This is a genomic window from Aurantimonas endophytica (genome assembly GCF_014196845.1).
In the GTDB taxonomy this organism is placed as follows: Bacteria; Pseudomonadota; Alphaproteobacteria; order Rhizobiales; family Rhizobiaceae; genus Aurantimonas; species Aurantimonas endophytica.
This window is the reverse complement of the sequence record NZ_JACIEM010000001.1, coordinates 339,196-352,412: the sequence shown is the minus strand read 5'-3', so window position 1 is coordinate 352,412 and position 13,217 is coordinate 339,196. Positions and strand designations below refer to the sequence as shown.

Annotated in this window: 14 protein-coding genes and 1 tRNA gene; 11 read left to right on the top strand and 4 right to left on the bottom strand. The window is 66.4% G+C overall.

Annotation, left to right across the window (positions count from 1 at the left end):
• Positions 1-39 precede the first annotated feature (39 nt).
• Positions 40-549 carry a DUF2306 domain-containing protein gene (locus GGR03_RS01695; RefSeq protein ID WP_210291974.1) on the top strand — a complete coding sequence of 170 codons (510 nt, stop codon included), beginning with the start codon at positions 40-42 and terminating at the stop codon, positions 547-549.
• A 243-nt stretch (positions 550-792) separates the two neighbouring features.
• Entirely contained in the window at positions 793-930 is a 138-nt protein-coding gene (locus tag GGR03_RS01690) for a hypothetical protein (RefSeq protein ID WP_183205751.1), read from the top strand.
• A 93-nt stretch (positions 931-1,023) separates the two neighbouring features.
• Here the strand turns inward: GGR03_RS01690 and GGR03_RS01685 are convergent, their stop codons facing one another.
• Positions 1,024-1,950 (bottom strand): LysR substrate-binding domain-containing protein, encoded by a 927-nt coding sequence (locus GGR03_RS01685; RefSeq protein ID WP_183205749.1) that lies wholly within the window; start codon positions 1,948-1,950, stop codon positions 1,024-1,026.
• Positions 1,951-2,094: 144 nt separating this feature from the next.
• Between GGR03_RS01685 and GGR03_RS01680 the strand changes: the two genes are divergently transcribed.
• Positions 2,095-2,376 (top strand): hypothetical protein, encoded by a 282-nt coding sequence (locus GGR03_RS01680; RefSeq protein WP_183205748.1) that lies wholly within the window; start codon positions 2,095-2,097, stop codon positions 2,374-2,376.
• 358 nt (positions 2,377-2,734) lie between these two features.
• Here GGR03_RS01680 and GGR03_RS01675 read toward each other — a convergent pair whose 3' ends face one another.
• A complete protein-coding gene (locus GGR03_RS01675) occupies positions 2,735-3,073 on the bottom strand; it encodes a hypothetical protein (RefSeq protein WP_183205747.1) in 339 nt (112 codons plus the stop codon).
• Positions 3,074-3,246: 173 nt separating this feature from the next.
• Between GGR03_RS01675 and GGR03_RS01670 the strand changes: the two genes are divergently transcribed.
• The 5 genes from GGR03_RS01670 to GGR03_RS01650 all read left to right on the top strand — a co-directional run bounded on the left by GGR03_RS01670 (position 3,247) and on the right by GGR03_RS01650 (position 8,968).
• Positions 3,247-3,321 (top strand) — tRNA-Asn (locus GGR03_RS01670).
• Between the two features lie 128 nt (positions 3,322-3,449).
• Positions 3,450-4,910: a cryptochrome/photolyase family protein gene (locus tag GGR03_RS01665; protein WP_183205746.1), complete on the top strand. Its 1,461-nt coding sequence runs from the start codon at positions 3,450-3,452 to the stop codon at positions 4,908-4,910.
• Between the two features lie 170 nt (positions 4,911-5,080).
• Positions 5,081-5,353, top strand: a complete 273-nt coding sequence (locus GGR03_RS01660) for a hypothetical protein (RefSeq protein ID WP_183205745.1) — start codon at positions 5,081-5,083, stop codon at positions 5,351-5,353.
• 85 nt (positions 5,354-5,438) lie between these two features.
• Positions 5,439-5,627 (top strand): hypothetical protein, encoded by a 189-nt coding sequence (locus GGR03_RS01655; protein WP_183205744.1) that lies wholly within the window; start codon positions 5,439-5,441, stop codon positions 5,625-5,627.
• 143 nt (positions 5,628-5,770) lie between these two features.
• The gene (locus GGR03_RS01650) at positions 5,771-8,968 is read left to right on the top strand and encodes an ATP-binding protein (RefSeq protein WP_343058604.1); all 3,198 of its coding nucleotides are present in this window, start codon (positions 5,771-5,773) and stop codon (positions 8,966-8,968) included.
• On the opposite strand, the gene GGR03_RS01645 is transcribed toward GGR03_RS01650, so the two are convergent.
• Both GGR03_RS01645 and GGR03_RS01640 read right to left on the bottom strand, forming a co-directional pair.
• Positions 8,951-9,664, bottom strand: coding sequence for a methyltransferase domain-containing protein (locus tag GGR03_RS01645; protein WP_252920123.1), 714 nt, complete (start codon positions 9,662-9,664; stop codon positions 8,951-8,953). The two genes, GGR03_RS01650 and GGR03_RS01645, sit on opposite strands and share 18 nt — an antisense overlap.
• A 9-nt stretch (positions 9,665-9,673) precedes the next feature.
• Positions 9,674-10,141: a hypothetical protein gene (locus GGR03_RS01640; protein WP_183205742.1), complete on the bottom strand. Its 468-nt coding sequence runs from the start codon at positions 10,139-10,141 to the stop codon at positions 9,674-9,676.
• Between the two features lie 322 nt (positions 10,142-10,463).
• Here GGR03_RS01640 and GGR03_RS01635 point away from each other — a divergent pair, with 322 nt between their 5' ends.
• From GGR03_RS01635 to sseA, 3 genes are all read left to right on the top strand, one after another.
• On the top strand, positions 10,464-11,507 hold the full coding sequence (locus tag GGR03_RS01635; RefSeq protein ID WP_183205741.1) for a cysteine synthase A: 1,044 nt from the start codon (positions 10,464-10,466) through the stop codon (positions 11,505-11,507).
• Positions 11,508-11,545: 38 nt separating this feature from the next.
• Positions 11,546-12,250 (top strand): alanyl-tRNA editing protein, encoded by a 705-nt coding sequence (locus GGR03_RS01630; RefSeq protein WP_183206979.1) that lies wholly within the window; start codon positions 11,546-11,548, stop codon positions 12,248-12,250.
• Between the two features lie 118 nt (positions 12,251-12,368).
• Positions 12,369-13,214, top strand: coding sequence for a 3-mercaptopyruvate sulfurtransferase (gene sseA, locus GGR03_RS01625; RefSeq protein WP_183205739.1), 846 nt, complete (start codon positions 12,369-12,371; stop codon positions 13,212-13,214).
• Positions 13,215-13,217 lie beyond the last annotated feature (3 nt).

Genomic DNA, 13,217 nt, shown 5'->3' with positions numbered 1-13,217 from the left:
TGAATTTCCATCAGCATCGTGACCTGACGGGGGCTGGCGATGAGCGCGACTGCGCCGGAAATGCATGTTCATGGAACGGCGCGTGCCAGCGCGTTCGATCGCGGCCTGTCGCTGACCGCGCTCGGCCTCTTGTGCGTCGTTCTCGTCGCGATCGGCCGCGGCCGCCCGCATTGGAGCGAAGCGCCCTCGCTGGTCTGGGCGCATCTCCTGACGATCGTTTTGGCGCTGATCCTGACCGTCATCCAGCTCTGGCGCCCGAAAGGCGGCCCCACGCACAAGGCTATCGGCCGCGTCTGGGTGGCGCTGATGTTCGGCACGGCGCTGATCACGCTATTCATCGTCGGTGCTGACGATGGCGGCTACAGCGTCCTCCACATTCTATCGATCTGGGTGATGATCCAGGTACCGTTGATCGCGATCGCCGCTCGCAAGGGACAGATCGAGCGCCACCAGCGCGCGGCCCGGGCGATGGTCGTCGGGGCCCTGCTGATCGCCGGCTTCTTCACCTTCCCCTTCCACCGCCTTCTCGGAACGTGGCTCTTCGGCTAGCAGCTTCCGGGCCCGTCGGCTTGGTGCCCGCGCCGGTCGTCGCCTGGCGTTGATGCTGCAGGTGCCGCTGTGCCTGTTGGTGGCTGATGTCACGCTGCGTAAACAGCATTCACGAAGTTTGTCCCCTAAAAACCGGAGTTTGTGCGGCATTCGGCTGATGTGTGACGGAGCTAACACCATTCGGGCGGCCGACAGGCGTAGAGGAGAGGAACGAGAGATAACCAACACGAGCGGGCCACGCCCATGCAGACCGATAATTCCAAGATCGAAGCGCCGCGCAAGAAGCCGCCCTTGCGCCCCGAGGACCGCCATGACCCGTTCGAGAGCCGGTCGAAGTCATCTGCCAACGATGATGGCTGGTACGACAGCTTTGACCACTGACGCACGTCGGTAGTCGCTGCGCCGCAGGTACAGCGCCGCGCCTATAGGGACTGACTTCGCATCACTGTCCGCCGGCGAGAGGGCTCAAGCCGATCAGGACGCCAGACTCGCCCGCCTCAGACGCATCGCTTCCGGCAGCGTGGCGATCAGGTGGTCGACGAGCGCTTTGACGGCGGGAAGCATGCCGCGACGCGAGGTGAAGAGCAGGTGCATCGTCGTGTCGCCGGCATGAAAGTCCGGCAGCACCCGTCTGAGCCCGCCGGCGACAAAGGCGTCGAAAGAAAGCGCTTCGGGTAGCATGGCGACGCCAAGCCCCTGGATCGCCGCCTCCCGCATGACCGCGAATTCGTTGCAGATGATCCGGGGCTCGTGGCGAACCCGCGTCGGCGCGCCCTGCTGATCATAGAGTTCCCAGATATCCTGATCGGCGGCCTTCGGGTAGGTGATGGTGGGCAGCGCTGCGAGGTCCGCCGGCGCCGTTACCGGCGGATGGGCGGCAAGAAACGCCGGGCTGGCTACCAGCACCATGCCGACAGGCCCCAGCCTCCGCGCGATCAGGTCGCGGCTTTGATCCAGACCGGGATTTGCCCGGATCACTACGTCCACGCGCTCGGCAAGGAGATCGACTTGTTCCATCGAGACGAGTAGCTGCATCCGGACTTTCGGAAAAGCTGCAAAGAACGCCGGCATCACTCCGGTGAGAATTTCCTCGCCGAAACCCGGTGGGCAGCCGACGCGCACAAGGCCCCGCGGTTCGGCGTGGAGGGCTTGGGCCACCTCTTCGGCAGCCTCCACCTCATTCAGCGCCGCGCGGCAATGGGCATAGAACGCCTCGCCGACTGCCGTCATGTCCAGGCGCCGCGCCGAGCGTTCGAGGAGGCGGACGTCGAGCCGTTGCTCCAGTCCCGCCACCCGCCGACTGAGCTTGGATTTCGGGATGCGCAACGCGCGACTTGCGGCTGCAAATCCGCCGTGCCGCACGACGGCTTCGAAGTAGAACAGATCGTCGAGACTGGTCATGGCATCGTTCTGCCAGTGGAACGGCAAGTCCCGCAAGCCATGGCTACCTGGAAGATTCGAGCTCCATTACCTGTGGTGCACCGCACATGATCGTTCAGCGGGACGCAGCAACCGATCGCCAGTGTGAAACGAAGGGATGATAGTATGAAGACGCTTCCACTCCTCGCAACCGGTCTCGCCCTTTCGATTGCCGCCGCGACTCCGGCCGCGGCCCAGTTCGCCTCGACCGGCGACGGGATCTTCGGCAATTTCTACAGCACAGACCGAAACGTCGCGACGAAAGACCGCCCGCAGATCCAGCCGCTGCCCTACCAGTCGCAGCCGAAGGCAAAGGCCCCAGTGTGGAAAAAGAGCCGGCCACCGCTCGACACCGCCGGCGCCTCGACGCCGTCCGGGAAGCACGCGAACCACAAGATCGCTCGCTGAAGCACGCCGCCCGGGCGGTACAGGCGCTTCGGGGACCAAGGCCGGAGCGCCTATTTCGGCTTGACGATGTTCGTTGTTTGTTCCAATTCGCAGGGATGGTGGCGAAACGAACTGTGGGCGAAGCCGCCCAGGCGGAAATGCTGGTGACGGCGCGGTGTCGGGGGTGCGGGCACGCCGCCTCTTTCTTGGCAAGCGACCTCGCTAGCGTCACGGATCCCTGCCTCCCCCTCGACCGCCTGCCGTTTCGATGCCGCGAGTGCCGGCTACGCGACTGCGAGGTGAACGCCGAGGAGATCGAGCGCGACCGTAGGCCGGGTATCGTCATATGGCGGCCAACCCGGCTGCGATGACTGGTTGATCAGCCCCTCGGGGGCTCGCCCGTCGACGTCTTGTCGGTGCCGGCCACCGGATCGCCGTCCTTCGTTCTGCCGTTAGCACGCCATCGGCCCCACTTTACTGCCGTGCGGCGCCTTGCGCGTCGCACCGCGGCGAAATCCACCGACAGGATGATGAGGCCGAGCGGGATCATCCAGAAGCCCAGAATCGGCAGGAATCCGAAAACACCGCCGACAATCAGGACCACGCCCAGACTGACGCGAGTCGCGCGATTTGCCGGCAACGTGAAGTTTCTGCCGAACAGCCGGATACTCTGCGGCCCGTTGCCGGCGACCGTCGGCTCTTCCTCGCGATCAGACATGCGTTGCGCCGGGCGCTGCCCGTCCTTCAAATTGTCAGAAGCACTCACATGGTGTCTGCAAGCGTCAGGACAAAACATCCGACGCCGCACCCATGGCCGGTTTTTTGCCCGGTGCGGCTTGGCAAGCCGGGTGTAGCTTTGCTATAGGCTCGCCAACGCTGAGACATGCGTATTCCCCGGTAGCTCAGTGGTAGAGCACTCGACTGTTAATCGATCGGTCGCTGGTTCGAATCCGGCCCGGGGAGCCACCGTCCAACTTCATCACCTGATCGAACAGGCAAGCTGCGATGCCGCCGGCCCCCGGCAACGCTTTGTCGCACCCGCCTCGCCCCGCCGAGCGCCTGCCACAGCTAAGGCGGCGACGAGAGGGACCGGCATGACTGAACACCGACAGACGGACGACCAACGCCCCATCGTCGTATGGCTGCGGGACGATCTGCGGCTCGACGACAATCCAGCGCTGGCGGAAGCCGCGAACTCGGGTCGGCCGGTCGTACCGCTCTACGTCCTCGACGAAGAATCGCCCGGCCTGCGCCCGATCGGCGGCGCGCACCGCTGGTGGCTGCATCATTCGCTGGCGGCATTTGCACGATCGCTGCAGAAAATCGGCGCGGATCTCGTGCTTCGTCGCGGCAAGGCAGCGGTCGAGGTTCCGGATGTCGTCAACTCGGTCGGCGCCGGCGCTCTCCTGTTCAACCGCCGCTACGACCAGGCCGGGCGCGCAGCCGATCAGGCCGTGGCCGATGCCCTGGGAGACAACGTAGCGGTCAGGGGCTTCACCGCCAACATTCTCCACAAGCCGGAGCGCGTCGCGACCAAGACCGGCGGCTACTACAAGGTCTACACGCCGTTCTGGAAGAACGTGTCGGAGGCCGAGCCGCGCGACCCGATCGATGTACCCCGGAGCCTGCGCCCGGCGGCGAAACCGCCCCGCTCCGACACGCTCGACAGCTGGGGGCTGCGGCCGACGAAGCCCGACTGGTCCGCAGGGCTGGCGTCGTTCTGGGACATCGGCGAGGTCGCGGCTCACCGCCGCTTCGCGGCGTTCTGCGACGAGCGGCTCGGGACCTATGACGACGGGCGTGACCGGATGGCGATCGACTCCACGTCTCGCATGTCGCCGCATCTGCGCTGGGGCGAGATCTCCCCCTACCGGCTCTGGCATACGGCGACCGTCCGCGCTGCCGAGGACGAGACGGTCCGGCCGGAGGCGCTGCGCACCTTCCGCAAGGAACTCGTCTGGCGGGATTTCAGCTACCATCTGCTCTATCATTTCGGGCCACTCGGCAGCCGGAACTTCAACGCCCGCTTCGACCGTTTTCCCTGGGAGACCGACAGTGGGGTGCTGCGGGCCTGGCAGAAGGGCCAGACCGGCTATCCGATCGTCGATGCCGGCATGCGGCAGCTCTGGCAGACCGGCTGGATGCACAATCGCGTGCGGATGATCGTCGGCTCGTTCCTGACCAAGGACCTGCTGATCGACTGGCGCGCGGGCGAGGCATGGTTCTGGGATACGCTGGTCGACGGCGACGTCGCGTCCAACAGCGCGCAATGGCAGTGGATCGCAGGCTCCGGCGCCGATGCGCAACCGTTCTTCCGGATCTTCAATCCGGTCACCCAGAGCGAGAAGTTCGACCCGGCGGGCGACTATATCCGCCAATATGTCCCGGAACTGAAAGACCTGCCGGCGAGCGCCATCCACGCGCCCTGGACGGCGGCCGCCGGCAAGCTGGAGGAGGCGGGCGTGGTCCTCGGAGAAACCTATCCCCTGCCCGTCGTCGACCACGGAAAGGCGCGCGACCGCGCGCTCGCCGCGTATCGGTCGGTTCGCGGCTGAGCTATTTGGGCAGAGCCGGCCGATGGGCCCCCGAGGCGAGTCTGTTACCGGCGAGTTCGAAGCTCCGCTTGCGGGCGAACGCGACAATGCGGCACGGGTCCCCTACATAAGGAATGATCCGGCGCGTCGCTCAGGTGAGTCGAGCGTGTCGCCAACAGCAGGATGCCCGAATGGACGACATCGACTTCACCCTCCCCGCCGACATCTTCTGGGCGCGATCCGCCCGGCGCGTCCTGCCGAAGGGTGGCCTGGCGCATCAGCGTTTCGACACGCTGGCCGACGCGATCTGCCACGTGATGCAAGGCGACGAGACGCCGCGCTACAGCCTGTCGATCGATACGGACGATGCGTCCTTCACGCTGTCGGAGATCGAGGAGATCTTCAAGAGCGAGCCATTCGCGCCTTACCGGCAGGGGCAGGACGCGGTCGCCGGCGCCAAGTAGAAAGGCCGATCGCGGCCGATCACGTGATGCCGGTTTCGGCGGCCGCGACGGCAGCGGGGACCGTCAGAAAGTACAATCGATCGCGATGGACATGGTCAAACCGCGCCTCTTCGACAGCTATTCCGGCGACCATATCGCCCATGTGCTGGATTCGCTCGAACAGCGTATCGAGGCAGAGTCGCATACGGCGCCGGGCAGCGAGTTTCACAAGGGACGGCTCGCGGCAGTGGTCGAGCTGCGGCGGATCCTCTCGGAAGCCCACTACCGGGAATAGTTCCCGGCGCAGAACCGCGCCTCACGCTCAACCTGTGGTTCTTAAGGTGCCAGGAGAGAGCGCTGCGGTGTGAGCTGCGACGTTGACAGGCCCGGGTCAAAAGCGTCATTTGCCCGGGGTTACGTTTCGTCACGCAGCAAGAAATGATGCGCTGCTCCAGCTGTAGCACCGAGAACCTGGCCGGCCGCACCCACTGTGAAGACTGTGGCGAGCCTCTCGTCGTCTCGTGTCCGAGCTGTGCGGCGGAGAGCCCGCCGGCGGCGACCTTCTGCAGCGCGTGCGGGACGCGGCTTTCCGGGCGACCGCAGGCTGCCGCCGTGCAGCTGGCCGCGGGGGGCGAGTTCAAGCAGGCCACCATCCTCTTCGCCGACATCGTCAGTTCGACCCGGCTGCTGGCCCGGCTCGACCCGGAGCAGGCGATGGATCGGCTCAGACCGGCGATCGCGGCGATGTGCGACGCGGTGACGCGCTTCGACGGGACGGTCGTCCAGACGATGGGCGACGGCATCTTCGCGCTGTTCGGTGCGCCCCGCGCCCAGGAGGGGCACGCCTTCCTCGCCTGCGAGGCGGCGCTCGCGCTGCAGCAGGCCTTTGCCCAGCGCGAGGACGGGCTGAAGATCCGCGTCGGGCTGCATACCGGCGAAGTGGTCTTCGGCCCGCCGGGCGCCGATCCGCAGGGCCGGCGGGATGCGCATGGCGTCGCCATCCACCTCGCCAGCCGGCTTCAGGCATTGGCCGATGCCGGCGGAATCTGCATTTCCGAACAAAGCTTTCGCCTCATCCGCTCGAGCTTCGTCACAGGCTCGCTCGGCGCCCGAAGGCTGGAAGGCATTCCCGAACCGGTCTCGGTGTTCCAGTTGCTGGCGCGTCGGCGCGGTCCCGCCAGCCGCGAGTTCCGCGGCGCCACGCTCACCACCTTCTGCGGCAGGACGGCCGAGATCGCCGCTTTACGCGAAACGCTTTGCGCCATCGAAAGCGGCGAGACGCGGATCACCGGCATCGAGGGCGCGCCGGGCAGCGGCAAGAGCCGCCTCTGCTACGAATTCGCAGAATGGTGCCGCGAACGCGGCCTGCCCGTCTACGAGGCTCGCGCGCAACCCTATGGCCACGCGACGCCGCTGCAGCTGGCGCTGGATTTCCTGCGGATGATCCTGCAGGTCTCCTCGTCCGACGATGCCGCCTTGACGCGGGACCGCATTGCCGAGCGGCTCACGGAGATCGGCGCGACGTTCGAGGCCGACCGGGCGTTACTGTCCGAGTTCCTCGGCCTCGCCGACGAGCCACAGCGCTCCCTGCCGAGCCCTAAGGCACGGCAGGCGCGCCTGTTGGACATTCTGCGCGATCTGGTCAGGCAGATCGGCCGCCAGCCCTCGGTGATCATCGTCGAGGACCTCCACTGGGCTGACGCCGCGAGCGGCGAGTTCCTCGCCACGCTGGTCGAGGCGGTCGAAGACACGCGAACCATGCTGATCTTCAACTACCGGCCCGGCTATCGCGCGCCGTTCATGCGCACGCCGCACTATCGCTCGATGTTCCTGGCCGAACTCAGCAACACCGAGACCGACGCGATCCTCGACACGCTGGTCGGCACGCGGCCGGAACTCAAGGACATCCACCGCCGCGTCGCCGAACGCAGCGGTGGCAACGTCTTCTTCATGGAAGAACTGGTGCGCTCGCTGTCGGAGAACGGCACGCTGCTCGGTGCGCCGGGAAGTTACACGCTCGGCTCGCCGGCCAACGACAACGCCCTGCCCTCGACCGTCCAGGACGTCATCGGGGCCCGCATCGACCGGCTCGATCCGGTCGAGCGCGCCGTGCTGCAGATCGGCGCGACGATCGGCAAGCAGTTTCCGCTCAACGTGATGGAGAGCGTCGCCGAGGTGCCGCCTGAGGAGGTCCATGCGGCGCTCGATCGGCTGAGCGAGGCGGAGATGATCGAGCCGCAACAGGGCGCCGGCGGCCGCTGCTATGCCTTTCGCCATCCGCTGATCCAGGAGGTCGCTTACCGGACGCAGCTCAAGGCGCGCCGCGCCGTGCTGCACGCCGCGGTGGCGGAGGCGCTGGAGCGCTACTCCGCAAGCCGGCTGGACGAGGACGCGGCCCTGATCGCCTTTCATCACGAAGCGGCGGGCCACACCCTCCCTGCCGCGGTGTTCGGCGCAAGGGCAGCGCGCTGGGTCGGCGCGACCAGTACCGGTGAGGCAATCAAGCGCTGGCGCAAGGTCCGCACGATGCTGCTCGGCGAACTCCGCTGCCCCGAGGTCGACCAGCTGCGCATCATGGCGAGCGCCCAGATCGCCTGGCTCGGCTGGCGCGAGGGGGTGACCGTCGAGGAAGCGCGGCCCTATCTGGCCGAGGCGCTGCAGATCGCCCGCGAGACCGACGACGCGATGGTCGCGCTACTGCTCTTCGTCGAGGCACGGCTCGCCGGGGCCAGCGGCGGCCCGGCCGACGACTACGCCGCGCAGATCGAGCGGGCGCTGGCCCTGGTGGAGCCGACCGGCGACCGCGGCCGTGAAGCGACGCTCAACGCCTCGCTCAGCCAGGCCTATGGATGGGCGGGCCTGTTCACCAAGGCGCTGGCGGCCAACGACGCCGCGCTCGAGCGGATCCCGGCCATCGAGCCCTTCGACCACCAGTTCCTCGGCTACAATGTCGAGCACTGGGTGCTCAGCCTCAGGGGCCGCATCCTCGTCCATCTCGGCCGCCCGGACGAGGCACGCGCCTGCTTCGACCAGATGCTCTCCCTCGAGCCGGCCCTCGTCGATCCGACCGTGCTGTTCATCTCGCATCTCGGCATGATCGATCTTGCCTGGTTTCAGCATGACGCGTCGCTGGCGGCCGAACACGCCGCTTCCGTCGCCGCGCTCGCAGAGCGGCATGGCAGTCCGTATCTGTTGGTCTTTCGCCATTACTGCAGCGGTCTTGCAGCGGCGATTGCGGGCTATCACGCGACAGCCCTCCAGGAACTTGAGAGAGCGCTCGATTTGATGGGGTCGCTCAAGGCGGCGCGGGATTTCAAGGCCGACGCCTTGGCCGCTTACGCAGAATGTCACCTGCAGGCCGGCCACGAAATCGAGGCCATTGCTGCCGCAGATCGGGCGATCGCTGCTGCCAGAGACCTGACAGCGCGCATGCCCGAGGTTCGTGCCACGCTGGTCAAGGCGATTGCCCTGCTGACGCTCGGGAATCCGGCGGAGCTCTGGGAAGCTGAAACTCTTATCGGTCAAGTCGATGACATGATCCAGCAGACCGGTGCCCATTGCTTCGAGCCGGGACTGGGACTGGCATTGGAGCAGATCGCCAGAAGTCGGGACGTGCCGCTATACGGACACAAGTAGAGTGAATTCGCGCATTCCGTACGCCGTTACCAGTTCAACGCGGCCGGCCCCTAATTCGGACTCGCAGTAGGATATCCATCGATCGGGGCACGTTCGATAAAGGCCCGGCTTCAGCGATCCCGTCGACGGCTCAGCCGCGACGAAATTGACCGCGAAGCCGATCCGGCTGGTCGCCCGCAGATGGCTGAGGACGGAGCCCACATAGGCCTCCCAGCGTTCTCGCGGCGCATCCAGCGCGACGTTGAAGATGCCGCTGGCGACCGAATAGTCCGCGACGCGCGGGCACTCGCTGCCGGTTGCGAAGGCGATCCCCGCCTGGCCGCGCCACAGGCGTTTCGCCTGCGCGATCATCGCCGCCGACAGGTCGACGCCGAGATAATCGAGCGCGACGCCGGGATGGCGCCAGCCGAGATAGGCCAGTAGCGCCCCATAACCGCAGCCAAGGTCATTGAGGACGAGCTTCCGAGAGGTCGAGAAGTCGCACAGCTTGAGTAGCTGCACGAACCGCATTTCCTGCGTCGGCACGCAGCTCCAGTCGACCCCGAGCGGGGTGGGACCGAAGCGCGCGAGCCGGCGGGAATAATAGGCGTCCACCGTCTCGCGAAGATCGGCGAACGCGTCTTCGCGTTCGGCGCCCGGTCCGGTGTGCGGTGGCAGGCCTTTCCTGCCACCGGGTTCGATAGCGGTGACGTCCACCCGACCGACCTAGGCGGTTCGCGGCTTCATGGGCAGCGAGATGATGAGGTAGTCGGCCTCGATGAAGAACCCCTTCACCGGGCCTTTCTCGATCAGGACCCGCTTCTGTCCCTCGACGCGGGAATCGTGGGCCTTGAAATAGACCGGTAGCGGTTTTGCGGAAGCGAGATTTTCGATCAGCGAGGATACGATCGCCTCGTCGCCGTTCATTCCCTCGATATTGGACTCGTAGGAATTGAGATCCGCCAGCATCTGGTACCAGCGGTTCTTCGACCGGGCGTTCCAGAAGCCCCCGAGATTCATGATGGCGGCGCTTTTCTGGAAGCTGCGGCCCTTCTGGAAGATCGCGAATTCCTGTTGCAGCGCGACCATTTCCTCGATCCCGCCGTATTCCTCGGGCGCCCCGCTCTGCGCCGGTGCAAAGCGAATATTCAGTAATTCGAAGAGGTTGTTGATGTAGACATCATCCTCTCCCATGATCCTTCCCATTGGAAATCCTCTTTCATAAGCAGCATTGACAGATACCAGAAGGCGAAGACTACCTACCATGACGCAAGGGCATATTAAAGACTGTCGGATGATTTTTGTTACGAACGTACGATGAAATCTTCCTTCAGACGGAAAGTCCTGGGAGGGACACCGCCGGGGCGACAGGCTGCGCTGCGGCCGCAGACACACCGTCATGACGACCGCCATCTGCACCCGGGACGTGCTGTCGATGGTTCGTCGGCTTGCCTCGCCTCGCGCCCGACCATAGGTTCGCGGCAGCGTTCCTTGCCCCACGATCTCCGAGTCCCCCATGCCCCGATACAATTCCGTCCTCGATGCCATCGGCAACACGCCGCTGATCCGTCTCCAGCGCGCGTCGGAGGAGACCGGCTGCGAGATCTACGGCAAGGCAGAGTTCCTCAATCCCGGCCAGTCGGTGAAGGACCGCGCCGGGCTCGCGATCATCCGCGACGCCGAGGACAAGGGCCTGCTCGACCCGGGCGCGATCATCGTGGAAGGCACGGCGGGCAACACTGGCATCGGCCTGGCGCTGGTCGCCAATGCGCTCGGCTACCGCACCGTCATCGTCATTCCGGAAACCCAGAGCGAGGAAAAGAAGGACGCGCTGCGGCTGATGGGCGCCGAGCTGATCGAGGTCCCGGCGGTCCCCTACAGGAACCCCAACAACTACGTGAAGCTGTCGGGGCGGCTCGCCGAGCAGCTGGCCCGCACCCATCCGCAGGGCGCCATCTGGGCGAACCAGTTCGACAACGTCGCCAATCGCGACGCGCATGTCGTGACCACCGCCGAGGAGATCTGGCATCAGACCGCCGGCGAGGTCGACGGCTTCATCTGCGCCGTCGGCACCGGCGGCACGCTCGCCGGCACGGCGATCGGCCTGAAGCGCCGCTCCGGCCGCATCAAGATCGGCATCGCCGACCCGATGGGCGCCTCACTCTACAATTACTACGCCCATGGCGAGCTGAAGGCGGAAGGCTCGTCGATCACCGAGGGTATCGGCCAGGGCCGGATCACCGCCAATCTCGAGGGTTTCAAACCGGATTTCGCCTACCAGATCCCGGACGAGGACGCGCTGCGCATCGTCTTCGCGCTGGTCCACGAAGAAGGCCTCTGCCTCGGCGGTTCGTCCGGCATCAACATTGCCGGCGCGATCCGCATGGCCCGGGAGATGGGCCCCGGCCACACGATCGTGACGGTGCTCTGCGACTACGGCAACCGCTACCAGTCCAAGTTGTTCAACCCGGCCTTCCTGAAGGAAAAGGGTCTGCCGACGCCGGGCTGGATCGAGGCAAAGCCCGCCGAGTTCGACATTCCCTTCGAGAGCGTGTCGTGACCGAGCGCGTCTACCAGGAGGATTCCTACCTCTCGACGATGGAGGCCCGGCTCGAGCGGATCGAGCCGGCAACTGATGGCGGCCTTGTGGGACTGGTCTTCCCCCGCACCAATTTCTTCGCGGCCGGCGGCGGCCAGCCGGGCGACAGCGGCTTCGTCGAGACCGAGGACGGGCGCCAGATCAAGGTCGTCGACACGGTCTATGCGCCGGACAAGGCGACGGTGTTGATGCTGACGGAAGCCGGCGCCGTCCTGCCGGAGTCGGGTTCGACGCTGGTGCTGCATGTCGACTGGCAGCGCCGCTACAGGCTGATGCGGATGCACACGGCCTGTCACCTCCTCAGCGTCGTCTGCCCGTTCCCGATCACCGGCGCCGCCGTCGGCGAGGAGGAGAGCCGCGTCGATTTCGACATCCCGGACGCCTCCGCCGACAAGGCCGAGGTCACCGCCAAGATGATGCAGCTGGTGGCCGAGAACCACCCGATCTTCACGCGCTGGATCACCGATGCCGAACTCGACGCCAATCCCGGCCTGGTGAAGTCGGCCAACGTCCGCCCGCCGCGCGGCACCGGGCGGATCCGGCTGGTCTGCATCGGCGTGGACGGCGCGGTCGACACGCAGCCCTGCGGCGGCACGCATGTGCAGGAGACCGGCGAAGTCGGCGAGATCCACATCGGCAAGATCGAGAAGAAGGGCAAGATCAACCGCCGCTTCCGGATCCGCTTCGGCCCGCTCCCGGCTTGAGATTTCGCCAGAACGATATGCCCGCCTTGCCTTCCGCTCCCGCCCCGGACGGGACTATGCTGACGTGCTGCGCCGGCTGTAGCCGACGCCGCCGCGCACCCGACACGAGACCATCGCCATGACGCAGAATCCCTTCCTGATAAGCCCCGAACGGCTCGCCGAGACCCTCGGCCGGCCCGGCATCGCCGTGGTCGACGCCTCGTGGTACCTGCCGGCGCAGAACCGCTTCGCCCGCGCCGAGTACGATGCGGCGCACATTCCGGGCGCCGTGTTCTTCGACCAGGATGCGGTGGTGGATCCCGCCTCCAGCCAGCCGCACGCGCTGCCGACGGAGACGGTGTTCGCCGATGCCGCCGGGCGGATGGGCATTTCCGACACCGACACGATCGTCGTCTATGACGGCATGGGCCTGTTCTCGGCGCCGCGCGTCTGGTGGCTGTTCCGGGTATTCGGCGCGAAGGACGTGCGCCTTCTCGACGGCGGATTTCCGGCCTGGCAGGCTGCCGGGCTGCCGGTCGAGACCGAGGTTCCCTCGCCCGCTCCGGCCCAGTTCAATGCGCGGCTCGACCGCGACGCCGTCGCCTCGCTGGACGAGATGCAGACCTGGGTCTCGAACGGCGGGCGGCAGATCGCCGACGCCCGTCCCGCCGACCGCTTCGCCGGCGAGGCACCCGAGCCCCGCGCCGGCGTCCGCGCCGGCCACATGCCGGGCGCAGCCAGCGTGCCGATCGGCCTCGTCACCGAGGGCGGCAGGCTGAAGTCGCCGGAAGCGCTGCGCGACACTTTCGCCGCGGCCGGCGTCGATCCGGACGCGCCGGTGGTCACCAGCTGCGGCTCCGGCGTCACAGCCGCGGTGCTGAACCTGGCGCTCGCCAGCCTCGGCAACGCCGACGTCAAGCTCTATGACGGCTCGTGGACCGAATGGGGCTCGGCCGCCGACACGCCGGTCGAGACCGGGCGCTGAATC